The 25,251-nt window shown below is 60.8% G+C and carries 23 protein-coding genes and 1 tRNA gene; 16 read left to right on the forward strand and 8 right to left on the reverse strand.

Annotated elements, in window-relative coordinates; all coding sequences use genetic code 11:
- Positions 1 to 35 precede the first annotated feature (35 nt).
- On the forward strand, positions 36 to 1,022 hold the full coding sequence (locus OK438_00110; GenBank protein ID MDA4123839.1) for a hypothetical protein: 987 nt from the start codon (positions 36 to 38) through the stop codon (positions 1,020 to 1,022).
- On the opposite strand, the gene OK438_00115 is transcribed toward OK438_00110, so the two are convergent.
- The gene (locus OK438_00115) at positions 1,019 to 2,191 is read right to left on the reverse strand and encodes an MFS transporter (GenBank protein ID MDA4123840.1); all 1,173 of its coding nucleotides are present in this window, start codon (positions 2,189 to 2,191) and stop codon (positions 1,019 to 1,021) included. The genes OK438_00110 and OK438_00115 overlap by 4 nt on opposite strands.
- 381 nt (positions 2,192 to 2,572) lie before the next feature.
- Here OK438_00115 and OK438_00120 point away from each other — a divergent pair, with 381 nt between their 5' ends.
- The 5 genes from OK438_00120 to OK438_00140 all read left to right on the forward strand — a co-directional run bounded on the left by OK438_00120 (position 2,573) and on the right by OK438_00140 (position 9,151).
- Positions 2,573 to 2,722 (forward strand): DUF5679 domain-containing protein, encoded by a 150-nt coding sequence (locus OK438_00120; protein MDA4123841.1) that lies wholly within the window; start codon positions 2,573 to 2,575, stop codon positions 2,720 to 2,722.
- Positions 2,723 to 2,776: 54 nt separating this feature from the next.
- Positions 2,777 to 4,180 carry a cysteine--tRNA ligase gene (cysS, locus tag OK438_00125; GenBank protein ID MDA4123842.1) on the forward strand — a complete coding sequence of 468 codons (1,404 nt, stop codon included), beginning with the start codon at positions 2,777 to 2,779 and terminating at the stop codon, positions 4,178 to 4,180.
- Positions 4,181 to 4,252: 72 nt separating this feature from the next.
- Positions 4,253 to 6,568, forward strand: coding sequence for a hypothetical protein (locus OK438_00130; GenBank protein ID MDA4123843.1), 2,316 nt, complete (start codon positions 4,253 to 4,255; stop codon positions 6,566 to 6,568).
- A 29-nt stretch (positions 6,569 to 6,597) separates the two neighbouring features.
- Positions 6,598 to 7,590, forward strand: a complete 993-nt coding sequence (locus OK438_00135; protein ID MDA4123844.1) for an exonuclease — start codon at positions 6,598 to 6,600, stop codon at positions 7,588 to 7,590.
- A 52-nt stretch (positions 7,591 to 7,642) separates the two neighbouring features.
- Positions 7,643 to 9,151: an oligosaccharide flippase family protein gene (locus OK438_00140; protein ID MDA4123845.1), complete on the forward strand. Its 1,509-nt coding sequence runs from the start codon at positions 7,643 to 7,645 to the stop codon at positions 9,149 to 9,151.
- Here OK438_00140 and OK438_00145 read toward each other — a convergent pair.
- On the reverse strand, positions 9,148 to 12,363 hold the full coding sequence (locus OK438_00145) for a class I tRNA ligase family protein (GenBank protein MDA4123846.1): 3,216 nt from the start codon (positions 12,361 to 12,363) through the stop codon (positions 9,148 to 9,150). The two genes, OK438_00140 and OK438_00145, sit on opposite strands and share 4 nt — an antisense overlap.
- Before the next feature lie 40 nt (positions 12,364 to 12,403).
- Entirely contained in the window at positions 12,404 to 13,084 is a 681-nt protein-coding gene (locus tag OK438_00150; protein ID MDA4123847.1) for a metallophosphatase family protein, read from the reverse strand.
- A gap of 168 nt (positions 13,085 to 13,252) precedes the next feature.
- Between OK438_00150 and OK438_00155 the strand changes: the two genes are divergently transcribed.
- The 4 genes from OK438_00155 (at position 13,253) to aspS (ending at position 17,530) form a co-directional block, all read left to right on the forward strand.
- Positions 13,253 to 13,903 carry a Snf7 family protein gene (locus OK438_00155; protein ID MDA4123848.1) on the forward strand — a complete coding sequence of 217 codons (651 nt, stop codon included), beginning with the start codon at positions 13,253 to 13,255 and terminating at the stop codon, positions 13,901 to 13,903.
- Positions 13,904 to 14,106: 203 nt separating this feature from the next.
- On the forward strand, positions 14,107 to 14,970 hold the full coding sequence (locus OK438_00160; GenBank protein ID MDA4123849.1) for a hypothetical protein: 864 nt from the start codon (positions 14,107 to 14,109) through the stop codon (positions 14,968 to 14,970).
- The gene (locus OK438_00165) at positions 14,967 to 16,184 is read left to right on the forward strand and encodes an AAA family ATPase (protein ID MDA4123850.1); all 1,218 of its coding nucleotides are present in this window, start codon (positions 14,967 to 14,969) and stop codon (positions 16,182 to 16,184) included. The genes OK438_00160 and OK438_00165 overlap by 4 nt, the downstream gene beginning before the upstream one ends.
- 32 nt (positions 16,185 to 16,216) lie before the next feature.
- Positions 16,217 to 17,530, forward strand: a complete 1,314-nt coding sequence (gene aspS, locus OK438_00170) for an aspartate--tRNA(Asn) ligase (GenBank protein ID MDA4123851.1) — start codon at positions 16,217 to 16,219, stop codon at positions 17,528 to 17,530.
- Here the strand turns inward: aspS and OK438_00175 are convergent.
- Both OK438_00175 and albA read right to left on the reverse strand, forming a co-directional pair.
- A complete protein-coding gene (locus tag OK438_00175; protein ID MDA4123852.1) occupies positions 17,527 to 18,060 on the reverse strand; it encodes a hypothetical protein in 534 nt (177 codons plus the stop codon). The genes aspS and OK438_00175 overlap by 4 nt on opposite strands.
- Positions 18,061 to 18,167: 107 nt before the next feature.
- Positions 18,168 to 18,476 (reverse strand): DNA-binding protein Alba, encoded by a 309-nt coding sequence (gene albA / locus OK438_00180; GenBank protein ID MDA4123853.1) that lies wholly within the window; start codon positions 18,474 to 18,476, stop codon positions 18,168 to 18,170.
- 139 nt (positions 18,477 to 18,615) lie between these two features.
- Here albA and OK438_00185 point away from each other — a divergent pair, with 139 nt between their 5' ends.
- From OK438_00185 to OK438_00210, 6 genes are all read left to right on the forward strand, one after another.
- Complete coding sequence (locus tag OK438_00185; GenBank protein ID MDA4123854.1) at positions 18,616 to 19,707, forward strand: succinate--CoA ligase subunit beta; 1,092 nt, start codon at positions 18,616 to 18,618, stop codon at positions 19,705 to 19,707.
- Positions 19,707 to 20,579: a succinate--CoA ligase subunit alpha gene (gene sucD, locus OK438_00190; protein MDA4123855.1), complete on the forward strand. Its 873-nt coding sequence runs from the start codon at positions 19,707 to 19,709 to the stop codon at positions 20,577 to 20,579. The genes OK438_00185 and sucD overlap by 1 nt, the downstream gene beginning before the upstream one ends.
- A gap of 106 nt (positions 20,580 to 20,685) precedes the next feature.
- Positions 20,686 to 20,853, forward strand: coding sequence for a 50S ribosomal protein L40e (locus OK438_00195; GenBank protein MDA4123856.1), 168 nt, complete (start codon positions 20,686 to 20,688; stop codon positions 20,851 to 20,853).
- A 37-nt stretch (positions 20,854 to 20,890) separates the two neighbouring features.
- Positions 20,891 to 21,013 (forward strand) — tRNA-Val (locus OK438_00200).
- Between the two features lie 159 nt (positions 21,014 to 21,172).
- A complete protein-coding gene (locus tag OK438_00205; GenBank protein MDA4123857.1) occupies positions 21,173 to 23,104 on the forward strand; it encodes a tetratricopeptide repeat protein in 1,932 nt (643 codons plus the stop codon).
- Between the two features lie 224 nt (positions 23,105 to 23,328).
- Positions 23,329 to 23,892, forward strand: a complete 564-nt coding sequence (locus tag OK438_00210) for a pyruvoyl-dependent arginine decarboxylase (GenBank protein ID MDA4123858.1) — start codon at positions 23,329 to 23,331, stop codon at positions 23,890 to 23,892.
- A 20-nt stretch (positions 23,893 to 23,912) separates the two neighbouring features.
- Here the strand turns inward: OK438_00210 and OK438_00215 are convergent, their stop codons facing one another.
- The 3 genes from OK438_00215 to OK438_00225 form a co-directional block, all read right to left on the reverse strand.
- Positions 23,913 to 24,254: a PRC-barrel domain-containing protein gene (locus tag OK438_00215; GenBank protein ID MDA4123859.1), complete on the reverse strand. Its 342-nt coding sequence runs from the start codon at positions 24,252 to 24,254 to the stop codon at positions 23,913 to 23,915.
- 106 nt (positions 24,255 to 24,360) lie between these two features.
- A complete protein-coding gene (locus OK438_00220) occupies positions 24,361 to 24,765 on the reverse strand; it encodes a ribonuclease HI family protein (GenBank protein MDA4123860.1) in 405 nt (134 codons plus the stop codon).
- Positions 24,766 to 24,786: 21 nt separating this feature from the next.
- Positions 24,787 to 25,215: a CBS domain-containing protein gene (locus OK438_00225; protein ID MDA4123861.1), complete on the reverse strand. Its 429-nt coding sequence runs from the start codon at positions 25,213 to 25,215 to the stop codon at positions 24,787 to 24,789.
- Between the last annotated feature and the right edge of the window lie 36 nt (positions 25,216 to 25,251).

A 25,251-nucleotide genomic window follows, 5' to 3' on the forward strand; every position in this document is an offset into this window, starting at 1 on the left:
CCCACGGACGCCGCGCTCCGCCCTAGCTCTCCCCCTTGGACAACAAAGAAGAGCCGAACGTCTTCCCCGGAAACTGGGACATAGTGTCGGAGACGCTCCTCAAGACCTACGAACTCTGGTTCCCCCAGAACTGGAGCCCGGTCGACCTTCCCTGGGAGGAGTGCGACGCCAAGAACTTCTCCTCCGACGAGGCAGTCGCCCAGGCGTACTGGCTCTCCAAGCTGGCGCTCTTCGAGAAGTCTGGAATCGGCGCCTTCGGCATGGCAGCCGTCCAGGCAGCCACCCACGGCTACGAGGACCCGACGAAGAAGTTCCTCTCCGCGGTGGCCTTCGACGAATGCAGACACGACGAGGTCTGCAGGCGCGCCTGCGCCCGGGTCTGCCCCAACTTCCCCTACAGGTTCAAGCCCCAGAACACCCTCGAGGCCAAGGCCCACGCCAACATCATGGCTCTCTATGACAACGGCAAGAGGTACTGGAGCGCGTTCAACCAGGCCTGGGGCAAGTACCCTCTCGAGCTCATATTCTCCAGCTTCTTCTTCGCAGAGATCGGCGCCCAGCTCATCTTCAAGGAAGTGGGCGAACGGTCGTCGAACAAGGTCTACGCCTCCGCCTTCAGGAACATAACCAGGGACGAATCGAGGCATCTCACGGGAACCCTGGCCATGCTCGAGAGGGTGGCCGAACGCATGACCGATGAGCAGAAGCTGATGGTCTCGCGCCAGCTCAAGCACGGCTTCATCTACCTCTCCCCACTGCTCTTCAAGCCCATGACCGACTTTTGGAAGCTCCCCAACGACTTCTTCGAGTACGACCAGAAGCTCGAGTACCTTGCCGCCAAGTCCGGACTGGGCGTCCCCAAGGTCGAGGACCGGAGCGACGCCTGGATGAAGGCGATAACCCGGCACAGGTCGAAGATCGAGGAGCTTGGAATCCCGGTCCCGGAGATCAAGGAGATCGGCGTGGCGGGGCTGGAAGTCAGCGTGAAAAAGGGGGACGAGATCATCGCTACGCCGCTCTAGTCGCCGACCCCTTCCTTCAAGGCCAGCAGCGGGACCGTGAAGAGGAGCGCGAGGAGCGCGCCCCCCAACCAGGCATAGGAGTACCCGGAGACCCCGACCAGATAGGCGAAGACCAGTGGCGGCCAGAACGAGCCGAAGAGCCCGATGCAGTTGACCCAGGCTATCGCAAGCGAATCGTACTCCGGGCCCGCCCGGTTGATGTCTCTGGCGGCGGCGAAGGCCACGGTGAAGCTGATGCTCGCGGCGATCCCCAACGCTACGGTGCATACCAAGGCGGCGAGGATGCTCGGCACCGAGCAGACGACGAGCGCCGCCACCACTCCCAGATTGCCAAGGAGCATTAGCAGCCTGGGCCTCGGGAGCCTATCGTAGACCCTCCCTCCCCAGAGCGTGGAGAAGATTGCGACTGCGAAGACCATCCCACCGACCAGCCCCGCCACAGCGGGCTGCACGCCTAGAGAATTGACCAAGTAGTAGACGACGAACCCGGCGACGAGGTTCATCCCAATGTCCGTTCCGAGGACCCCCAGCCCTATGAGGATCAGCCTCTTCTCCTTCAGCACCCCCACGAGTTTCGGAAGGATAACGCCTCCGTCTCCCTGGGGTGTATCCCCAGGCACAGTTAGCAGGACCAAAGCACCGGTGCCAATGCCGATGGCGCCGCTAAGGAAGAGGCTCGGCCTCCACCCTTCGTAGCCTGCGACCACGATCCAGGCGAAGGTCCCGAGGATCCCCCCTATGTCGAAGGCCGAATTGTACAGTCCTGCCGCCATCCCGGACCTCCTCCCCGACATGAACCTCGCCACGAGCACCACCGCCGGCGCGAAGACGAAAGCCATGCCTGCGCCTACCACGAACCTGAAGACCGCCGCCTCGAGAAGAAACCCGGATGCAGACGTCCCCAGGACCGCAAAGGAGGACATCATTATCCCGAGAGTGACCACTCGCCGGGGCCCCCAGCGGGCGGCCAGCACTCCCCCCGGCACTTGGAAGATTCCTAGGCCCATGAAGAACGCGGCCGTCAGGACCCCGAGGCCGCCGACCCCTGCGTGGAGGTCCGGCTCCATCAGAGTGTAGATCGGTCCGAGGTTTACCCAGTTGACCGCGTAGATTATCCGGGCAGCGACGAGGGAGGCTACCGAGTAAAGACTCCGCCTCGACTCGAACAAATCCGCTCCACGACCTGCGCCCCTGGCTCTATAATTCAATCGCCCCCACGCGGGACGACAACAAGTTGAATTCAAGCCGCTAGGCACCGTCCAAGCGTTTTTCTCACCCATTCTGACCGAATCGGACATCTCGCAAGGTCGAGTCGGACGGGGGTTCTCTTGGGGCCCTGCCTGGATTGTGCAACGAGGGGATGACAGACGGTCGAAGCCTTCAATCGCTGGCGATTCTGGAAGCATCGGGGGCTCCCCAACCTTGACCTCGAGCCTGCGCATACCAGAATCGCCCTCGGACTAGCGTCCTGGCCCTAAAACCCCCAATTCGAGCCGTTTAGGTCATGTTTATATATCAAATCGAGCGAATTGGAGCCGAGGAAACCAGCAATGGTAACCGGATACTGTGTGTACGAAAAGAAGAAGAACAGGGAGATCAAGAATCCCAAGCAAATCAAACTGAAGAACGGCAGGCCGGCAATCAAGGGGACATGCGCCTCTTGCGGCAAGCAGATCTTCAGGATAGGTAAGCTCAAGTAATTCCATCTCCCGTTCCTTTTATTTTCCATCTTGTCACAGGGTAGGTGCTAGCATTTGCTCAGATTGTACAACAGCATGGGTCGGACGGTGCAGCCCTTCAGACCGATCAGGGATGGCGAGGTCCGGATGTACACCTGCGGTCCCACCGTCTGGAACTACGCCCACATCGGGAACTTCAGGACCTACGCCTTCGAGGATCTGCTGAGGAGGTTCCTGCTCTTCAAGGGCTTCAGGGTGACCCAGGTGATGAACATCACCGACGTCGAAGACAACATCATCAAGGGGATCAAGCTCTCCGGCAAACCCCTGGGCGCGCTGACGTCATTCTACACAACCGCGTTCATGGAGGACCTGTCAGCCCTCGGGATCCAGAAAGCCGAGGTCTATCCCAGAGCCACCGAGCACATCAAGGAAATGGTCGCCCTGGTCCTACGACTCCTCGCGAAGGGCGACGCCTACAGGGCTCCCGACGGGTCCGTGTACTTCGACGTCTCCAAGTTCAAGGAATACGGCGCCCTCTCCGGCGTAAAGCCTGGCGCAGGGAAGGCGGCAGGAAGGGTGGCCCAGGACCACTACGAGGAGAAGATGGAGGCCGCCGACTTCGCCCTCTGGAAGGCCTGGGACGCGGACGACGGCGAGGTATTCTGGGAGACCGAGCTAGGCAAAGGACGGCCCGGCTGGCACATCGAATGCTCGGCCATGTCGATGAAGTACCTGGGTGACACCTTCGACATCCACACCGGCGGGCTTGACAACAAGTTCCCCCACCACGAGAACGAGATAGCACAGTCGGAGGCCGCGACCGGGAAGAAGTTCGTCAACTACTGGCTCCACTCGGCCTTCCTGACGGTTGGTGGAGAGGCGATGCACAAGTCGGTGGGGAACGTCGTCTATCTCCGCGACCTGATGAAGAAGGGCTGGGACCCGCTGACCGTCCGTCTATTCCTGCTCTCCTCGAGGTACAGGGACCCGGTCGACCTTACCGACAAGGCCCTCAAGCAGTCCCGGGCCCAGCGGGAACGCCTTCAGGATTTCATCGATCGGCTCAAGCGGGTCAAAGGAGGGCCCAGGGCGAAGGGGGACCTGGCCGCTGGTCTTCTCTCGAGATTTGAAGGAGCGATGGACGACGACCTGAACGCGCCTCAGGCGCTGGCCGTGCTGTTCACCTTCGTCAAGAGCGTCAACGGGAAGATCGACTCTTCCAGCCTAGGCAGGAGTGGAGCGTCGGAAATACTGGCCGCCCTTGAACGAGTCAACTCGGTCCTAGGGGTCATGAAGTTCGAGGGGGAGGGTGAGCTGCCCCCGGAGCTTTCCAACCTCCTCGACCAGAGGAACGAAGCAAAGAAGCGGAAGGACTTCGCAGAGGCGGACAGGCTGAGGGAGGCCCTGCTGGCAAATGGGATCCTCCTGGAGGACACGCCCTCGGGGACGCGGTGGAAGCGGGCGAAAAGTGGTTAACACTCCGAACGTAGTAGCTCAAGTTCAGTGAATCCTCCCGATATTATGCGATGAAGGACACCTCAGGATGGCTTGGGAGTCACCGAAGAGGCGGTCCAAGGCAGAGGTCAGGGCATAAGGTCGTCCGCGATCAGGAAGGCCATCTCGCTGAAGTCGAACGGCCTCAGGATAGCTGTCGAACCGGACAGCTCGGTCCGGTCCTTCGATTCCCTTGAGGAGGGAAGGTCCCTGTTCGGCTGGGACCACCTATGGATCTACAAAGTCAAGTCTGGGATAGTGATACCGTCGGGAAGGACCGACTGGTCGCTCAGGCCCGCTCCCAGGTCCGTTCAGTTCAGTGGGAAGGTCTTCGATTCCATAGAGGTCTCGCAGTCCATCGACTTCTACCAGGGCACTTCCGCCGGCTACCTGAGGCGGGTCAGCATGAAGAATTCAGGGACCGCCCCGGCCACCATACGCCTGATTTCGATGCTCGACCCGACCGCAGCCCAGCTCGGAGTCGAGGCGGACACCCGGGGCTCCCTGGGCATAAACGCCTTCAATCGGGGGAGCCACATCGCCATGGACGAGATATCAGACCCTCCCTCGGCGAGGGTCATCGGCTCGGTGCCTGAGCCCAGGAAGTTCTTCATGACCGCCGACAAGACCAGAGCCCTCGACCTGCTCCAGTCAGGCGAGCTCCCAGATTCCACCGCCGGGATGTCAGGCCAGGTGGTCATAATGTCGTTGCACGAGCTGGAGCTCTCCCCTTCAGAGGCCAAGGAAGTCATGTTCGCAGCGCTTTACAACAAGTCGAGACTCGAGGAGGCCCTGGCTGCCTTCGGTCGGCTCCAGTCGGGTCTGAAGACGCCGGCACCCAGGGTTCCTGGCTTCGCCTGCTCCAGCCAGGCCGTGACAGACGCAGCTGGATGGGCCATTTCCGCCCTCGACGGACTCGGTTTCGTCTCCGACCACCTCGACAGGTACGAAGCGCTGAAGGCCGCCGCCCTAGTCGACCCAGAGGGGACGAAGTCGATTCTCCAGTCAGCGAAGTCGAAGCTGCGACGGGACGGCTCCGTACCTCACTCCCTCAATCAGACCACCCCCGGCGTGCTGGAATCGGCACTCTTCCTGGAAGGGGAATCGGCGTTCTTGCTCCGGTCAGGGGACAAGAAGCTGGCCCGTTCGCTCTACCCGCAGCTGAGAAAAGTCTCGTCCTACCTGCTCGGGGCCTCCAAGGAAGCTACCGTGCTGACCGACCCAGCGCTCCCCCAGGGCTGGCGTCGACTCACCGGGAGGGGATATCCCACAGGGGAGATCCCAGAGGTTTCCCTCGCCACCGCGGCAGGCCTTTCCAGCGCCGCCAAGGTGGCCAGGATGCTGTCGAAGTCAGGGGACTCAGGGAGCTTCCGGGAGCGCTCTGACATGATCGTCGACCGGGTGAGGAAGCATCTCCTAGACGAGAGGGGATTCCTGTGCCACAGCCTCGACTCCTCTGGGCGACTGAGGATCGACGAGACCATCGACATGGCCGTCGCCGCGGCACGACACCCGTTCATGGAGTCGGCGGAGCAGGCGGCAGCCCACAGGCTCCTCGAGAGGGACTTCGAGACCCCCTACGGCCCGAGGACGGTCCCGCAGTCAAACAAACTCTACTTCAACCCTAGCTACGGCCAGGGACAGCTCGGAGGGTTCTGGACCAGGGCTGCCCTTGCCCACGCCCTGCTCTGCTACAGAGTGGGGTTGGCGGGGATTGGAAGCCTCGCCATAGAACGGGTCGCCAAGCTCGTCATGGAGGATTCGGTCAAGCTCGGCTCCTCTCCAGGGGACTTCCCCACCTGGGTGAACGTCGAGGCGAAGGAGGCCCACGGCAAGGACAGCGACGTCGTCGCCGCCTCCCGGTTCATCGAATGCCTCGCGGAAGGAGAGCTGGGCATGAAGCTCGAAGACGGCCAGACGACCTTCTCCCCCGCGCTGACGTCGAGTCTCAAGTGGGCCCTCGCCGCAGAGATCTGGACCGAGGGGAAGACGACGGTCTTCGCGGGAAGGGGAGGAGGGAAGGTCCACGCGTTCGCCGGGGGGAGCCGGGTCTCCGTGGAAAAAGGGGCTGGATACTCGAACGCGGAACAGCTCGACCCCCCCGCGAGGGGCCTCCACGCCGTCTCCCTCTTTGGGCCAGGCCAGGTAATCTGCGTCGGCAGCTCCTCGGCCCTGCCCGTCCGAGGTGCGCTGAGATTCACCCCGCGGGCGCCTGAGCTCGCGAAGCGGCTCAGCACTCCCCTGGAGGAATATGACCGGACTAAGAGCTCCTGGGTCAAGGTCGCGAGCCTTCGGGTGTTCCCGACGATGACCTTCGACGTCGCCGTGCAGCCAGGCGATTGGAAAGCGTTCAGGGTCTCGACAGCTTAAAAATCCAGCCCGCAATCTGCTGACAAGACTTGGGAGGCGCAAAGGTCTCTTCCAACGGCGGCATTCAGGTCGACGCCGACGGGACTAGGTTCATCCTCGACCCCCGGGGCGCCGTCAGGGCAGACTACGCCTTCGTCTCGCACGCCCACCTCGACCACATGCACAACCCTTCGAGGACCGAGCGTGTAATCGCATCAGACGCAACCAGGGACCTCGCCAAGGCGAGAGGGTACGACCTGGGCCAGACTGTCGAAGAGGTCGAAGGGGTGGAGCTCCTGGACTCTGGGCACATCCTGGGCTCCAGGGCCATCCGCATAGCCGACGAAGTCTACTACACTGGCGACGCTTCGGGAAGAGAAAGGGCCTTCCTCGGCAAGTGCAAGACGAGGCGGGCGCGCATCCTCATCATGGAGACAACCTACGGGAGCCCCGAGTACCACTTCCCTCAGACCGCGAAGCTCGTCAAGGAGGTCAACAGCGTTATCGGAGGGGCATACGACAGAGGAAAGCCGGTGGTCCTGATGGGCTATCCCCTAGGCAAGGCCCAGCTCCTCTCCTACTACTTCTCCAGCTGGGAGCCGCTCTTCTTCCACGAGAAGGTGGCTGCGATGAACAAGGTGCACGTCGACTACGGGGTCCCACTGAAGGAGGGGTCGGTCTTCGACCCCCTGAAGGACTCCGACTCCCTCCCCGACGGACCCTGGCTGATGGTATCGCCCATGTCCAGCGGGAGGAGCAGGCTGATGTCGCACCTGAAGAAGCGCCACGGGGCCGTTCTCATCGCCTTCAGCGGCTGGGCTGTCGGGGGAGGCTACAGCTTCTCCATGGGGGCGGACTACGCCTTCCCCCTGAGCGACCACTGCGACTATCCTGAGCTCATCAGATTGGTCGAGGCGGTCTCCCCGGAGCTGGTCTATACCACCCACGGGTTCGCTGCCGAGTTCGCCTCAGACCTCCGAAAGATGGGATTCTCCGCCCGCACCCTCTCCGCCTACCAGTCCTCCCTGTCAGACTACCCGTAGAGCTGCTGCACCGACTTTATAGCCCGACCTTCTTGGCATGGACGCTTCCTCAATGGATAGCGCAGCAAAGGTAGCCAGGGGAGTGGCCGCCCTCTACCTCGCCAACATCCTCACCTTCCTTCTCAACACACTCTTCCTCGTGCTCCTGACGAACTTCTCGGCCGCTGCCCTGGTGGGGCAGTTCTCCCTCCTGAACGTCTTCGTTGTCTCCGCCGCCACCCTCGCAGTCCTGGCGCTCCCGATGACCGGGGCAGGTGCCTCTGCCACCCCTCCCGCCGTGACGCGTTTTCTTGCCGGGACAGAGGAGCCAGGGGAGGCGTCCCCGAGGCGCATCCTCGCGATCTCCGCTTCTGTCTGCGGCCTCGTTTCTCTCCTGATCCTGACCGCGACCGCGCTGCAGGGAGGCGCTTCCGTGCTGTGGGCGGGGGCGGATGCGGTGGCCTTCTCCTTCGTACAGCTTGGGGGCTACTCGCTTCTCGGAGCGCACCGGCCCACGCTCGCTGGGAAGGTCATGATCTCCTCCGGCTTGCTGAGGTACTTCCTCGCGGCCCTGTTCCTCCTCGGCAACTTCGGGCTCCCCGGGGTCTTCTTCGGCTTCGCCCTGGGGGACGGGGTGGTGGCTGTCTACGCGAACCTCGAAGCGTCCAGGCAGGTGGTATCCACGAAGGCGACGGTGGGGTCCCTGAGGCCGGTCTTCGGGTACATGGCATCCGTCTTCGTCGCCGCCCTGGTCGGACTCGGGGTCACCCAGACGGACAAGCTGCTGGCCTTCTTCCAGCAGGGCTTCGCCAACCTGGCGCTCTACAACGTGGCCACGGTAGGGGCGGCCCTGGCGGCCTTCGCCCCCGCCGCAGCTACCAACGTCCTCGTGCCGGCCCTGAGCTCCTTCGGAACGGACAGCGTCAAGGTCCGCGAGACCATGAACAACTACACTCGATACGTCAGCCACATTTCTCTGCCGATAGGGTTCGGGCTGGCTGCCATATCACCCGCCCTGCTCAGGATCTTCGGGGATTACTACGTCTCCGCCTCCCCCCTCCTGGCCCTCGTAGCGGTCGCTGTCGCCCTGACGGCCATGGGGTCGGTGTACACTTCGAGCCTCCTCGCCTACGGGCGGGCCCTCCAGTACACGGTGAGCAGCGTCCTGGGGCTGGCGGCACTTCTGGTGGTCGCCCTGGGGACTGTGCCGTATCTCGGCCTTCTCGGGATTGCCCTGGGGAGGGCGTCGATGCTCTTCGTCATGCTTGGCGCACAGGCGTACTTCGTCCACCGGAGCGGCAGGTTCGTCCTCGACGTCAGGGCCTACGTCAACTCCCTTGCAGCCTCGGCCGCCATGGCAGTCTTCGTCTACGGCGTGATGACCGGGGTCAGCGTCCTCCTCCCCCTGAGCCGGGCGGGAACGGTCGCCGCCTCTCTGGGTGTCTTCGCCTTCGGGCTCGTCCTCTACCTTGTGATGATGAAGAACCTTGGCGGCTTCAACGAGTCCGACATCGACTTCATAGAGGCCCTCCTGCCCAAGAGGCTGGCCTGGGTGGGGGAGCTGGCGAGGAAGTTCCTCTAGCCGACGTCCAGGAAAATGGGCCTTCCGTCCAGGTCGTCCTCAAACCACCTCTGCTCCGCAGTCTTTTCCTTGCCCAGGGAGACTTCCTTCACCCGGACGAGGAATGCGATCTCCTTCTTAATGGAGGCAAGCAGCTCCAGGTCTTCGTCCTCCAACCCAGCGACCGCAGCTCTCCCAAGCATGGCGGTGGGCTTGAAGCCCCTGGCCTTCCTGAGCGCCTGAAGCCTCCTCGCGACGTCCCTTACGAGCCCTTCGGCCATCATGGCTCTGTCCCTGACTTTGCTGGCAGCCACGAACACCCCCTCTTTCTCGCCGACCTCGTACCCCTCGCGTGGGGAGACATCCAGGATGTAGGCCGACACGGGCACCTCAAACACCCCCGTGCCCGTGGTGACCCTGACGGGCCTAGCGGAGAAGTAGGCGCCGACCGCACGGTCTCCCTCGAGGGCCTTGGCCGCGGAGAGCACCTCTCTCGTCCTTTCCTTGAAGAGGGCCCCGAACTTCGAGGGGTTAGGCTTCAGGACGAACGAGGCCGGGAACTTCGATGCGGAAGTCATGAGGGTCACAGCCTTGACGTTGCAGAGGGACGCGGCTGTCCTCCTGGAGCTCCTGGCGACCTTCGCCGAGCGAGCCGGCACCAGCACCTCCAAGTCCTTCAGGGGCCACCTCCTCTTCAAACGTGCCTTGGTCCGGGCGGAGTTGCAGGCCTCCTCGATCGTAAGGGCGAATTCCACCGTCCCCTCCGCTGCCGCCCCGGCCCTGACCCCGACCGCCTTCGAAGTCCCCCCGGCAAGGAGGGGCGAAGTCCATCCCTTCGCTGCGAAGAGCTCCTGATGCAGGAACTCCGTGCAGAATGGGGTTATGGGATGCATCATCTCGTCCAGCGACCTGAGGGCGTACCCGAGGACGGCGTAGATCGCAAGCCGCCTCCCCCTTTCCTTCGGTGCGTCGTTCCATAGCTCGCTCCTGACCAGTCGTACGTAGGTCTGGCTTACGTGGATGATGACCAGCCCCTCCAGCACCTTGGCAGCCTCGTTGTACCTTCCCGAATCGTAGGCATCTTGGACTCGCTTCCGCGCCGACGAGAGCTTCGAGAGGAGCCATCGGTCGACCAGGGTGAGGTGGCCACGGGCAGATGCCCACCCCACAGTGTGTTTCTGGCTGTCGTATCCGTCGACAGCGCCGTTCTGTGACAGGTAGACGTGGAGGTGGTAGAGGGTGTTGAGCACCTGGTAGGGCCTCCCAGTCATTTCGCTGAGGTCCAGGCTGACCGAATCCTCAGGAGAGCTCTTCCAGGTGATATAGAATCTCGAGACGTCAGCCGAGTTGTTCCGGAGGAGTTCCAACCCCTGGATGACGTTGCCCAGGCTCTTGCTCATCTTGGTTCCCTCCTTGTCCAGCACGTGGCCCTGGAAGAGGAACGACCTGTAGGGCGCGACCGGCTTCCCCGAAAGTATGACGTTCAGGACGAGGAGGGTGTAGGCCCAGCCCCTGGTCTGGTCGATCCCCTCGGTGAGGAACTCGACAGGGACAAGCCTCCGGTATTCCTCGTCGCTGTAGGAAGCATAAGGTGAGGAACCGCTGTTGTGCCAGGTATCAAGCACGAAGGGCTCCCGCATCGCCCTTCCCCCGCATTCGGGACACCTCAGGACCACCCTGTCCACCCAGGGCCTGTGGAGCTCGAAGTCCTTTCCGTCGGGAAGTTCCAGAGCGAGCTCGACTATCTTCTTTCTCGAAAATGCCCCCACCTTCTTGCCGCACTCCTGGCAGACCCAGATAGGAAGCGGGGTCCCCCAGATCCTCTCCCTGGTGATGCACCAGGCAGGCGATTCACCTATCGAGGAGAGGAACCTGTTGCGCGGGGACTCGAAGAAGTATTCGACCTTCTCCGCAGCCTTCAGCAGCCTATCCCGGAGCCGGTCTACCCAGTAGAAGTATTCGCGGCGGGCCAGCCAGATGAGCCTGTGCCCCGAGCGCCAGCAGACGGGGTAGTCGTGGACCAGGCGACCTGCCTTGAGCAGCGCCCCCTTCTCCCCGAGGGCCTCGATCACTTTCTCGTCCGCATCCCTGGCGAACATACCTGCGAACCTTCCAGCCTCCTCGGTGAAGTTCACCCGGTCGTCGAACGGAGCGAAGACGGGTACCCCTCGCCTCGTCGCTACGCCGAAGTCCTCCTCGCCGTTCGCCGGCGAGATGTGGACGACGCCCGTGCCCGTGGTCGTGTCCACGTATTCTTCTGCCACGACCCGGTGGATCTTCCCGCTGTACTCGGGCTTCGAGAAACCCGGTATCATGTCCGAGAGGGGATGGGCGTACTCGAACCCCTCCAAATCGCTGCCCTTGACCTTCTTGACCGTCTCCCCGAACTCGACGTCGAGCTCCTTCGAAAGGGCCTCCTTCCTCTCCGAACAGACCACCCAGGTCTCGCCACCGACCCGGACATACTCGTAATCGGACTCTGGCTTCACCCCGACCAGCTCGTCGGTCACCACTGTGAAGGGCATGGTCGTCCAGAGGGCGAGGTACGCCCCGTCGGGCATCCTCACCTTGTAGTAGAGGCTCGGGTCGTCCAGCTTTTCGTAGCCTCCGAGCGCCACCTCCCCCGCGCTCAATGCAGTCTGGCAGCTGGGGCAGTAGGGCACGACCTTGAACCCTTCTCCCAGGATTCCCGCCTTCCAGGCTGTCTGGAGGTACTTCCATTCCCTCTCGATGTACGAGTCCAGGTAGGTCACGTAGGCCCTCTCGTGGTCTATCATGACCCCGAGGAGCTCGTCCGCCTCGACCCAATCCTTCTTGTACTTCTCAACGAGACTCTTGCACCCTTCGACCAGCCTCTCGACCCCGACCGCTTTGAGGTCCTCCCACTTGTTTCCGGAGAGCCCCATCTCCTTCTCGGCCTGGAGCTCCACCGGGAGGCCCTGGGTGTCCCACCCTCCTCTGAATACTATGTTCGCTCCCTGGAGGGTCCTGTGCCTGTACCACAGGTCCTTCATCATCCTCCCGCGTATGTGACCGACGTGAGGCTGGTTGTTGAGGGTCGGGGGCCCGTCGACGTACCCCACGGGTTTCGTGCCAGACAGGCTTCGGGCGATCTTCTTGGTGACGTCCGGGTCGGCGTAGAACTTGCGGACTCTGGATTCGATCTTCTTCCAGTCGTATTCGGAGCTGAGTGAGTCCTTTTCCTTAGAACGGGGCGCTAATTTTGTAACCACTCAACGCTCCCCTTGCTCCCCCTTCGGTATTTTAATCCTATCAGGTTCCTTTCGAAAGCCGAGAAGCGTTTTGCTCGGGGAGGCCTTTCTCCCTGATTTTCGCAGCTGCCCTTTCGTAGTCGTACTCGACCCGGCGGACCTGCACCGACACCGACTCTCCTTCCGTCCGAACGACCGCGAACGACGCCCTCCTGTCCCCGTCCCTCGGCTGCCCCACCGACCCCGGGTTGAAGACCGTCCCCTCCTTCCCCTTCCAGACGAAGGGGATGTGGGTGTGCCCCAGGCCGAGGAGCCCTGCCTCGAGCTTCGACAGGTAGTAGCCGAAGAGCTGCGAGTGGGTGACCGGGTGGACGTACTCCCACAGCGCATCGTCGGGGCTCCCGTGGGTCAACACTGCGCGGACCCCTCCGACTTCGAGGGTCACCTGCCGTGGAAGAGTCCGGAGGTATCCCAGGCTGCGCCCCGTGAGCTCCCTGGTGGTCCAGTTGGCCGCCATGGCTGCCCTCGCATTGAACATCCCGGTGTCGGCGGTCACGGCTGCGTAGTCGTGGTTCCCCATGACCGAAACCGCCGTCTTCCTCCTCAGCAGCTCCACAACCTCGTTGGGGTTCGCCCCGTAGCCGACGATGTCCCCGAGGCAGTAGAGAGGGAGGTCCCCCGCTTCGGATAGTACTTCCTCCAGTGCCTCTAGGTTCGAATGGACGTCGGAGACCACCGCCACTTCATCCAAGGCGGCTACTTCCCGTCGAATAGGCGGACCCTGACCCCCCGGTTCTCGAGCATCGGATTGGTTTGTCAACGCAAGGAACAATTCTTAATGCGGTGGTGAAGTAATTTTAACTTTCCACCACTTAGAGAATTTCGGCTCGCATGATATTCGAAGCTACCGATGAGTACGTTCGCAGGAAAGTGGGAAAAGCAGAACAACCAGAGTTTCGGAACAAAGGTCAAGGACTCCGTAAGGAATCCAGGTCCTCTGAAGCCGAGGCTCGATCTAGCAGTCCGACAAATCCAAGTCCAAGTCGCCAAACTCGACTCAACAACCAACAAACTCAGAGAGAGAGACAACTCGATCTTCGGTAAGGTCGTAGCCTCTCTACAGAAACACGACACACAGCACGCGTCTGTCTTCGCGAACGAGCTTGCCGAGATCAGAAAGATGAACAAGATGGTCACACAGGCAAAGCTCGCTCTGGAGCAGATAGTGCTCAGACTCAACACAATCACAGAACTCGGTGACATAGTAGTCACCTTGACTCCGGCGATGGCAGTCATACGCAACGTCAAGCAAGGCTTGGTGGGCGTGCTGCCTGAGGCGGAAAGCGAGATTGGAGAAATCTCTGGTTTGCTGAGTAGCATCCTGGTGGACGCAGGGACGGTCGGTGGGTACTCACTGAACTTCGAAGCTGCAAACGAGGACGCGGAGAAGATCCTATCCGAGGCATCCGCGGTCGCGGAGCAGCGCATGAAGGACAAGTTCCCCGAAATACCCTCGACGCTGCCCTCTGCCGAAGCCGGGACTGAGACCAGCGCATATTAGAGACGGGAACCAAAAGTTCCCGCACTCTTTTTCTTTTGTTTTGTGAAAAGAAAACCTGACGCCCTGCTCGGAGATTCAGTATTCGGGCTCGATTTGGAATCCTTTCGAGCAAATTCGTCGACAAAGAACAAAGATTCACTTGTTGGTATTGATGTTGTTGACTTAGCCTGTGATTATGGAGATGCGAGTTTGGAGCCTTGTATTTGTCCGCTCGCGTTCCTCTGAAGTTTTTTGGGCTGAAAAGGGAAGATAGCGTCAAACCAAAGATCGCCTCCACCATCAAGGAGATAGAACTTCATCGCAGGGAGCTGGAGAACCTGAGAGTGAAGCTTGAGCAGAGGCGGAAATCGCTCTTCGAGACTACAATCAAGGCAATGATGGCCAAAGACAAGTCTAAAGCCTCAGTGTACGCCAACGAGTGGGCAGAGCTTCGGAAAGTGGGCAAGGTCGTCTACGCCAGCGAGCTCGCCCTCACCCAGGTCGTCCTGAGGCTGGAGAGCATCGTAGACGTGGGCGATGTGATGTCGCACATGAGCATGGCATTCAAGGTCCTCCGAAGGGTGAACAAGACAGTCCAGGGCCTCGTCCCGTCCCTCGACCAGGCATCGGACGAGATTAACACTGCCCTCACCGAGACCATGGCGGAGATGGGCAACGTCTCTCCCTCGATTTCCCTGAACATACAGACCGAGAGCGGCGAAGAGCTTATCGAACAGGCAAGAAAGCTCGCAGAAGAGAGGGCCGAGGAGATGAAGCGCACGCTGGTCGTTTCCCCGCGGCAGATTCAGAGGCAGGCTGAGGAACTCGAAAGGAAGGTCCCCCTGTTGGCCACCGGCGAGGAGCAGGACGAGGAGGCGGCGCTTCTCGGGACTCTCTACCGAACTCCTGACGGCCAGGAGGTCGAGGAGCAGGTCCTGCAGTACGCCGCGATCCACAACGGCAACGTGGACATCACCGACGCCTCGACGGTGCTAAAGATGCCCTCCGACGACGTGGAGCAGGCGATGCTCAAGCTCCTCTCTGAAGGCAAAGTCAAGGTCAACCAGACAGGAGGCCCAGAGAAATGAGCGTGGTCGCGGCCAAGGAACTGGAAGACGACGCAAAGAAATACGCCTCCGAGGCGATCAGGCTCGACTCCCAGGGGGCCCACGGGATGGCGATCCAGATGTATCAGAAGGCAATCTCGACCCTCGTCAAACTGGTCCATCTTTACCCCGACTACCGGCTGAACAAGCAGTACACCGAACGCGCGATGGCATATCAGGAGCGGGTCAGGGCGATACAGGCGGCCCACGGCCTGCTCCCTCAGGAGCAGGGGGCGACCTTCGACCTCCCCGACAGGAGCAAGGGGGGAGGGGACGCGGCCCTGACCAACGGCAAGGGGCCACAGGTGGTCCAGCAGCTCAAAGCCACCTTCAGCGAACTCGTGATCACAGAGAAGCCTGACGTCAAGTGGGACGACGTGGTGGGGCTTGAAGACTGCAAGGCAGCCATACGCGAATCGATCGTCTTCCCCTTCCTCAGGCCGGACCTGTTCAAGCTCGGGTGGCCCCGGGGAATCCTCCTCTACGGACCTCCCGGATGCGGGAAGACCATGATCGCCGCAGCCACCGCTGCGGAAATTGACGGGTACTTCATCTCGGTCGATGCAGCATCGATCATGAGCAAGTGGCTCGGCGAAGGGGAGAAGAACGTGGCGAAGCTCTTCAACAACGCCCGGAAGATGCTCTCGGACAACAAGCCGGTCATCATCTTCGTCGACGAGATCGACTCCCTGCTGGGGACCCGGGGCCAGGAGGTCGGCGGGGAGGTCAGGGTCAGGGACCAATTCCTGAGGGAGACAGACGGCATCAACGACAAGGGAAAGAACCTCCACCTGTACGTGATCGGGGCGACCAACAAGCCCTGGACCCTCGACCCGCCATTCCTGCGCAGGTTCGCCAAGAGGATATTCGTTCCGCTCCCGGACGCCGAAGCCCGGACCTCACAGTTCAGGAACTACACCGCGCCCCTCACTCTCTCCGAGGACGTGGTCCTCGAGACCCTGATGAAACTCAGCGAGGGTTACTCGGGAAGCGACATCAAAGACATCTGCCAGGGAGTCCAGCTCAGAGTCGTTAGGGAGCTTTTCCAGAGCGGCAAGGCCCTGGACAAGGAGACCACGACCAGGCCGATCACCGTGTCGGACTTCAAGGAAGTCATGCGGTCGCGCAGGCCCTCGGTGTCCCCCCAGATGGTGTCCGCCTACACCCAGTGGTCCGAGAACTTCAAGGCCCTCTAACCTAATATCATCGCCAGGTCGACCCGCTGCCATTGCACGAGCTCCTCTCACCAGACCAGGTCAAGGACAGGGTCGGCAAGGATGTCCTCCTGGCAGGTTGGGTACATGACGTTCGGGTCCTCGGCGGGATCAGCTTCGTGCTTCTCAGGAATTCCAAGGGCATAGTCCAGGTGGCGGCCCCCAAGAAGGAAGTCGGTCCGGAGGTCCTCGAGGCCATCGCAGGTCTCCACCAGGAGGACGTCATCACCTGCACCGGCCGGGTCAAGGAGAGCAAGGCCGCCCGGCTCGGGTTCGAGATAATCCCTACTTCCGTGAAGCTAGTGAGCAAGGCGGCTTCCCCCCTGCCCCTCGACCCGCGAGGGGTGACACCCGCCGCCCTGGACACCCGGCTGCAATGGCGCTCCCTCGAGCTTCGACGCCCCGAGTCTTCAGCCATTTTCAAGATCGAAAACGCCATCGTCCAGGGGTTCGAGGAGTACCTCAGAGCCGAGGGTTTCATCCGTGCGTTCACCCCCAGCATACTCGGTGGTGTATCCGAAGGCGGGTCGGAGGTCTTCAGGGTCGATTACTACGGGAAGCCGGCCTTCCTCAGGCAGGACCCCCAGCTCCACAGGCAGCTGACCATCGCGGGGGGCTTCGACCGGGTCTACGACCTGGGAACGAACTGGCGGGCCGAACTCTCCCACACGCCGCGCCACCTGAGCGAACACAGGACGATCGCCCCGGAGATGGCCTTCATCGAAGACGAGCGGGACACGATGCGGGTCCAGGAGCGGATGGTGGCCCAGGGCATCCGGGAGGCCCTCGAGGACTGCACCGGCGAGTTCTCTACCCTGAAGGTGGAAATGACCGTGCCGAAGACCCCCTTCCCCGAGGTAGCCTTCCCTGCGGCCTACGAAGCTCTGGCGAAGCTGGGGAAGAAGCTTCCGCGGAACCAGGACATCGACGAGGCCTCCCAGAGGGCCCTGGCGGAGCAGATCAAGAAAGAGACAGGTTCGGACTTCTTCTTCCTTAACAGGTTCCCGTCGGCTGCGAAGCCCTTCTACGTCATGAGGGTGGACGACGAACCCGAGTTCGCAAGGTCGGTCGACCTCGTCTACAGGGGACTGGAGCTGTCTTCGGGTGGCCAGAGGGAGCACAGGCACGACAGGATCGTCGCCCAGATCAGGGAGAAGGGCTTCGACCCTGCGAACCTGAAGTGGTTCACAGAGCCGTTCAGGTACGGGGTCCCGCCCCACGGGGGCTACTCCTTCGGCATCGAAAGGTTCGTCGCCTACCTCCTCGGAATCCAGAACATCAAGGAAGCGGCCCTCTTCCCCCGGGACCCGGATACGCTGCAGCCCTAGTAGGCCTTGTACGACGCCTCGCGTTCTGTCTCGACGAGGAGCTCGATGCCCCTGGCCTGCTTCACCGCGTTCCGAAGCTTGTCGAAGTCTCCGATACGCCTCTCGCTCCGCCGCTCTGGGACTATGACCTTGGTCCTCTTCCCGCCGTCCGGAAGCCAGACAGTGTTGACGGTCAGGACCTTGGCCGGAAAGAAGACGTCCTCGAGGAACTTCCTGTCGGACCCCCCGGCTCCGACCAGCCACACCTTTCCCTTCAGGGCCTCCTCGAGGTCGGCCTGGACCCTGGGGTTGGACCTCATGGCCTGGACGTCCTGCTGCTCGAACTCCAGGACGTAGGAACCGCCTGCCTCGGAAGCCCGTCTAAGTGTCACCTTGTTCAGTTCGGGGTGCGCGTCGGCGAGCCTGATGACCACCTTGGAAGCCTCGACGTCGGCCTTGCCTATCTCCCCGCGACCGAGCCGCGCTTCGCAGTTCGCGCAGAGAATCCCCGTCTTTGCGTCGAAGTTGCATATCGGGAGCTTCAGAGGCAAGTTCAGAAATTCCCGAATTCAGCCCACGGATAAGATTATCGCAGGATTCCTCCGGTACTGCTCACGCTGGGAGACCCAGAGTCAAAGCGGAAAAGAGGCGTTCTGCCCTACTTCTGGAGTTGGATTTCTATTGACGAGACGTTGCTCATTCCGCCCGTCACCGTGCTCTTCACCTGCTCGGTGTTGATGGCGACGCTCTTCACCTTGATGTCAGTGGAGAATCTCTTTGTGAGGATCTGAGCCACGTCGACTGCCCGGGAAATGGCGTTCCCCCTGGCCTTCACAGTGACGAGGTCCGAGCCGTTTTGGATCTGAGTTAGGCAGGCCAGCACGTAGTTCATGACTGGTTTCTTCCCTACGAAGACCGTGTTTGGCTCTCGAGGTGGTCGGTTCTCTTGCTCTGGTTGTGTGTCCATGGGGGGCGCGACCGCCTTTGATTATATTAGTATGACGGACTGATTGTCCATTTTCCCACAAAGTCGTTTTACGAGAATCAGAGTCGTTGGCGGAGTGGGAATGCGTAACCCTTATTCAGAGTCGGAGGCCGGCCGAGTTGTGCGACTTTTCGAGTACCAGGCCAAGGAACTTTTCAATAAGTACGGAATCCCTATCCCAAGGTCGGTCCTGGCCCACGACGTCAAGGAGGTCGCAACGGCGTTCAAGGCGCTCAACCATCCAGTGGTCCTGAAATCGCAGGTCCTGGCAGGGGGGAGGGGAAAGGCCGGGGGCGTCGTCGTGGTAGACGACTCTGCGAAGGCTGAAAGCGAGGCTGCCCGGATCTTCGACCTGCCAATCGGCGGGGAGAAGCCCGCAGTACTGCTCGTGGAGGAGGCAAGTCCCCATGACTTGGAAATGTACCTCTCCGTGACCCTCGACAGGGGGGAGAGGTCCTTCGTTGCAATCGCTGCCTCCGCCGGAGGCATCAACGTCGAATCGCTTGCCGGGAAGGTTGTCAAGAAGATTCCCCTCAACGGGATCGACGGGAAGTTCGCGGAGGAAGTGGAGAAGCAGCTCGGCCTGGACGCGGGCCTGTCCGTTCAGTATTCTTCGATACTGCTCGCCCTTGAGAAGCTTGCGCGCGAAAAGGAGTGCGAGCTCGCTGAAATAAACCCCCTCGCGGTCAGTGTGGGTTCGCTCATTGCTCTCGACGCCAAGGTCATAGTCGACGACAACGCACTTTTCAGGCACCCTGAGTTCGCCAAGCTCCACCCGGAGGACGAGTTCGAGGGGGAGGCCTCGAGGCAGGGGTTCGCCTTCGTGAGGCTCGGAGGGAACATCGCCGTGGTCGGGAACGGGGCCGGCCTGGTGCTCTCGACCCTCGACCTGGTGGGGGACGCAGGGGGCAGGCCCGCTTGCTTCCTCGACCTCGGAGGAGGGGCGCAGCAGGAGAGGATCGAAGCTGCATTGAGACTGGTCAACCGTCTCCCAGGAGTCGAAAGGATACTCGTCAACATCTACGGAGGGATAACAAGGACCACGGACGTCGCGGAGGGGATTAGGGTGGTGCTTTCGGAGGGGCCGGTGAAGCCTTTGTTCGCGCGCGTCAGCGGAGCCGAGGAGGAGGAGGCGCGGAAGTTGCTCGCAGGGTCCCCGGTCAAGCTCTACCAAGACGCACTTTCGGCCGTGAACGCGGCGGTGAGCCCCTGATGATGCTCCCTAGGCAGGGTGAACCTGTTCTGGTCCAGAACATCACCGGGCGGTATGGGCGCCTCCACACGAAGCTCATGCTCGAGTACGGAACCAACATCGCAGGGGGCGCGGCCCCTGGAAAGGGCGGTCAGCAGGTCGAGGGGGTCCCGGTGTTCGGCTCGGTCGCAGAGGCGGTGCAGAAGACGGGAGCGAAGTCTTCAATCTGTTTCGTTCCCGCAGAATTCACCTTCGCCGCAGGCCAGGAGGCGCTCGAGGCAGGGATCAAACTGCTGGTCATCATCACCGAGCACGTCCCGATTCGTGACGAACTCAGGCTGGTTCAGCTGGCCCAGAGCAAAGGGGCGTCGATAATCGGGCCCAACTGCCCGGGGGTCATAGTTCCCTCGCAGAGGGTGAAACTCGGGATAATGCCGGCTCCCTCCTACGCAGCAGGGAGCGTCGCCCTTTACTCCAGGAGCGGGACGCTCATGTACGAGATCGCGGGCCAGCTCACCGGCCACGGTTTCGGACAGTCGGTAGCAGTCGGCATAGGCGGGGACCCAATCAACGGCACCACCGCCATCGACTGGATGGACTTCACCCAGGCGATGGAGGAGACCGAGGCCGTGGTGGTCGTCGGAGAGATTGGGGGGGATGCCGAAGAGAGGCTCGCGAGGCACATCGAAAAGTCAGGCTACAGGAAACCGATTGTGGCATACATAGCTGGCAGGCACGCCCCCAAGGAGAAGAAGATGGGACATGCTGGGGCCATAATCTACGGCGATTACGGTACAGCGGATTCCAAGATCAGGGCTCTCTCAGGCGCTGGGGTTAAGGTCGCCATGACGCCCATGGAAGTCCCGAAGCTCGTCGCCGAATCGCTCAGATGAATTATCGCAGGACGACGCCACTTTCCGCCGATTACGGGGCCCTGCGCCACCGAAAGCTTCATAGTCGGCGGGTCAAGGGCGTTTTCTTCAACAGGTCAAATTTCGTATGCCAATCGCAGATGCCGCCAAGAAGCAGATAGCCCAGAAGCGGCGCCTCTTTCTGCAGGTCTGCCTCCGCTGCGGGGCTAGGAACCCATTGGACGCCAGCAGGTGCAGGAAGTGCAAGTCCTCCGACCTGAGGCTCAAGAACAGGTCCGTCGGCCTGAAGAAGTAGGAACACAAATATCCTCATCCTGGGTTGGTCCGAACTAGGGCCCGTGGTCTAGTCTGGTTAGGACGTCAGGTCTCTACCCGTCAGGCTCTCACACGGCGAACTGAGTGCCTCGAAGGCGCTCACGCCAGAATCCCCGGTCCAATTCCGGGCGGGCCCACCAATGATTAGTTCGGGATGGTCTCCATTCGACCGGATGCGCAAGATTCCCGCTACTCATTTGACTTATTCTGACGTCCGGATCCTACTTCCATGCGGTCTCTGTCATCTTCGTGCTCGTCCCAAAATGGCTTTAACGTAGACACCAATCCGGGAAAAAGCAATGTCTCAAGGCGAGCGCAGACTCGCGGCGATAATGTTCACAGATATCGTCGGTTATACCGCGCTGACTCAGACCAACGAACAACTGGCCATGAAACTCCTCGAGAAGCACAGGGAGCTGGTCCGCCCAATCTTCCCGAAGCACTCGGGGCGCGAAGTAAAGACAATCGGGGACTCGTTCTTGGTCGAGTTCGCAAGCGCCCTGGAAGCCACCGAGTGCTCTGTGGAGATGCAGAAAATCCTCCACGACTTCAACGAGAGCGCCAGTGAAAAGCTGCGCGTCAGGGTCGGAATACATGTGGGGGATGTGATCCATAGGGACGACGACGTCTACGGCGACGCTGTGAATATCGCCTCGAGGATCGAGCCCTTGGCAGAGGCCGGAGGCATCTGCATCTCCGAACAGGTCTACGACCAGGTAAGGAACAAGGTCCGATACAAACTCGTGAAGCTTGAGCCGCTTGCGCTCAAGAACGTCTCGTTCTCGATAGACGTCTATAAGCTGGAGCTGCCCTGGCTGGCGTCGAACATGGAATCGGAGGTGCGATCGGCCCCCCGGACGAGGATCGCCATTCTCCCCTTCTCTAACATCAGCCCAGACCAGAGCGACGCTTATTTCGCAGACGGAATGACGGAGGAGCTAATCAACACTATCTCACACAATCACCAACTCAAGGTCATAGCTAGAACCTCGGTCAGTCGGTACAAGGGGAGCCAAAAGTCAATCTCCGAAATAGGGAAGGAGATCGGAGTCGGCTCCATACTGGAAGGGAGCGTTCGGAAGGCGGGGAACAAGATACGGGTCACGGCCCAACTAATCGACGCTGCGACCGAAGACCACATGTGGTCGGACAACTACGACAGGCAACTTGACGACGTCTTCTCCATACAGAGCGAGATAGCGGAGAGCGTTTCCGCCGCTTTGATGGTCAGGCTAGTCCCGGAGGAGAAGAGGACCGTCGAGAAAAAAGCGACGAGAAGCCCGGCGGCATACGTCCGCTGCCTGAGGGGACGAACGGCGTTGCGCGACAGGACTGAGAACGGGATGAAGGAAGCCAAGAGGCTCTTCGAGGAAGCCATCGCAGAGGACGGAGATTATGCTGAGGCCTACGCCGGATTGGCCGATGCATACTTTTTGCTCGGTAACTACGAACACATGCCGAAGGGAGAGGCCAACGAGAAGGGGAAGAAGGCTTTGGACAAAGCGTTATCCCTGGACGGCGGATTGGCAGATGCGCACAACACGCTCGCGATCTACCTGCAGGACGACTATCGGTTCGGTGAGGCCGACGGAGAGTACAGGCGTGCAATTGAGCTGAACCCCAACTATTCGCTGGCGCACCACTGGTACGCAATTTGCCTTCATGAAATGGGGAGATTGACCGATGCGGTCGAAGAGACGCGTCGAGCGCAAGAGCTGGACCCACTTTCGCCAACGCTCGCAGTCAACATGGCATGGGGTTATGCCGTAATGGGCGACGGGGCTGAAGCCCAGAAATGGGTGCAGAGACTGAAGGAGGTCGATTCGGTTCGCCAGTTCTTCGACACCACACTGGCGCTGGTCCTGGAACAAAGCGGAGACTTCGAAGGAGCAGCCGCGCACATGGAGGATGCCATGAAGCTGCACCCTACCATCTCTGGGTATGCTTCCTCACTTGGTTTCTACTACGCAATGCTAGGGAAGCGCAAGGAAGCGGCCGTGATGCTGGAGAGGCTCAATGCACTTTCCAACGACAAGTTCGGAAAGCCGTTCGACATTGCGATGGTCCATGCAGGGCTTGGAGAGAAGGACGAGATGTTCAGGTACTTGGAACTAGCCTTCGCCGAACGCTCTATACTTTTCCGCGCACTCAGGTACGCCCGATTCGACCCGAGCATACGGGAGGACCCGAGGTACGTTTCGCTCTTTCAAAGGGCGAACCTGAGTTCCTAGTGAGGAGGCAACTGTAATGCTGCCCGATTCGCACACTAGACGGGTTGGTTCCGGGCGGGACCATCGGAGCCAAGAATCGAACCGCACATGCGTCAAGGTTCCTTCGGCTGCTGGCATTGAGCTTGGATGCTGTCAGCGTGTCGCCTTGGACCCCGGGCGCTGCCGCCACCGGTGTCAGAAGAGGACTTTTAGAAGTGCCAATTAGGACCCCTCGTGACGTGAACCTGGTCCCGAAGTACTACTTCCTCACCAAGGGCGTCGGGAGAGACCGCGAGAACCTCGCCTCCTTCGAGGCGGCGCTCCGGGACGCCGGCATAAGCAAGTACAATCTCGTGACTGTCTCGAGCATAATCCCTCCGAACTGCGTCAAGATAGCCCGCGAGCAGGGGGTGTCCATGCTCAAGCCGGGGGAGATAGTCTTCCTCGTCCTTGCCCGCAACTCCACCAACGAAGACCACCGCCTCGTCGCGGCGACCATAGGCTTGGCGTTACCCTCGCACCCGGATGAAGTAGGCTACCTCTCTGAACACCACTCTTTCGGCGAGACCGACGAAGTCGCTGGGGACTACTCTGAGGACCTCGCGGCTTCGATGCTCGCGACCACCATGGGGATACCCTTCGACATCAACGCGGCCTGGAACGAGAAGGAGCAGGTCTTCAAGGCCTCGGGGAAGATCATCAGGACCACTAACATCACACAGTCGGCGGTGGGAGACAAAGGGGTCTGGACTTCGGTGGTCGCCGCAGCGGTGTTCATCATGGACGCGGGAGATATCGCGGCCCCTTGAATCCGCTCGGGGTTCTTGGACTATCTCTGTGACTTGCCGCAGCTCGGGCAGTACACGCTGCTCGGAGACAGGGCGTGGCCGCAGAACTTGCATGGCTGTCCCCCGGCATATGCGGTTGAGCTGTAGCCCATCGAAGCTGGCTCGAGGGGACTTTCACTCCCCGTGACTACGAACTCCGAAATGCCGACGACCCTGCTTAGTGGCACCTGCATCTCAGTTCCGTCCTTCTTGTCGACCACTAGGACGACCCTTCCGTCGAGGCTGAATGCTAGGTCCTTGACCTTGCCCGTCGTCTGACCGGTTGAATCAATGACAGTCTTTCCCACGACTTCCTCCCTGGTGAATAGGTGCGACGAGGGCATCGAAAACTTCCGAAATGGCATTGGTATTTATCGGTTCGGAGAACACTGACCTTGGATTCGGAAGCCTAATGGTCCTTCCAAGTCGGACTACTGACCAATTCCCCGGCTAACGCTTGAATTTCTCATATGCTACTCTTGAGAGGAGGTCGGCTTCCTGGTTCCTTTCGCGTGGAACCCACTCAAATGAAATCGACCCGAACTCCCGCAGGAGGTCCCGCGCCTCCTTCAGCTTCTGTATGTACCCTCCCCCCTTGACATCCCAACCCTTGGACATCTGGCCCACCAGGAGCTGAGAATCAGATCTGATGTTCAAGTCCCCTTCTACTCGGAGCTCCTTCAGCTTCTTCAACGCCTCAACGAGCGCCGTGTATTCCGCATAGTTGTTCGTGACTTCGTACCCGGCGAGGCCGTTTCCCTCCGCCAGCCTCCTCTCCCCGTCATAGATCACGAAGCCGTAGGTGCCGGTGCCCGGGTTCCGAGGCTCTGCAAGACCATCGATGTACGCCACCACGCTCAAGCAGAGAACACCCTCCTAGGCCTGTGGGGCGTGCAGTTTGCTTATCTGGGAGGAGACCTTGTCAACATATTCTTCCAGTCGGGCGAGCATCGTCTTGGCAGTGATGAACCCTACCACCTTGTCCCCTTCCTTCACGATCAATCGTCTGACTCCCTTTTGGGTCATGATCTGAGACACCTCGGAGATACCCATTCCTACGTCGACGGATATCAGATTCGTGGACATGATTTCTCCCAGAGTCACTTTTCTGATGTCGCGTCCTTCCGCCACCACCCTAGAGACGATATCCCACTCTGTGACTATCCCCTCTGGGTTGGAGGGGGCGCCTATGACTGCGAAGCCGTGCCTTGACCCCTTCATCGCCTTCGCCGCCTCCAGGACAGAAGTTCCGTCAGGCAGTGAGATGAAATCCTTCTCTAGGATGTCCCTCGCATAAAGAACCAAGGTTCGGTTGATGGGAGCATCGATGATAAATTCTTT

The sequence above is a fragment of the Nitrososphaerota archaeon genome (genome assembly GCA_027887005.1).
Lineage (GTDB): Archaea > Thermoproteota > Nitrososphaeria > Nitrososphaerales > Gagatemarchaeaceae > UBA183.

Bases quoted from the DNA above. Each gene is read 5' to 3' on its own strand.
- OK438_00195 (MDA4123856.1), top strand. From the start codon at position 20,686: ATGCCAATCGCAGATGCCGCCAAGAAGCAGATAGCCCAGAAGCGGCGC.
- OK438_00120 (MDA4123841.1), top strand. From the start codon at position 2,573: ATGGTAACCGGATACTGTGTGTACGAAAAGAAGAAGAACAGGGAGATC.
- OK438_00155 (MDA4123848.1), top strand. From the start codon at position 13,253: ATGAGTACGTTCGCAGGAAAGTGGGAAAAGCAGAACAACCAGAGTTTC.
- OK438_00140 (MDA4123845.1), top strand. From the start codon at position 7,643: ATGGATAGCGCAGCAAAGGTAGCCAGGGGAGTGGCCGCCCTCTACCTC.
- OK438_00205 (MDA4123857.1), top strand. From the start codon at position 21,173: ATGTCTCAAGGCGAGCGCAGACTCGCGGCGATAATGTTCACAGATATC.
- OK438_00215 (MDA4123859.1), bottom strand. From the start codon at position 24,254: ATGCCCTCGTCGCACCTATTCACCAGGGAGGAAGTCGTGGGAAAGACT.
- sucD (MDA4123855.1), top strand. From the start codon at position 19,707: ATGATGCTCCCTAGGCAGGGTGAACCTGTTCTGGTCCAGAACATCACC.
- OK438_00165 (MDA4123850.1), top strand. From the start codon at position 14,967: ATGAGCGTGGTCGCGGCCAAGGAACTGGAAGACGACGCAAAGAAATAC.
- albA (MDA4123853.1), bottom strand. From the start codon at position 18,476: ATGGACACACAACCAGAGCAAGAGAACCGACCACCTCGAGAGCCAAAC.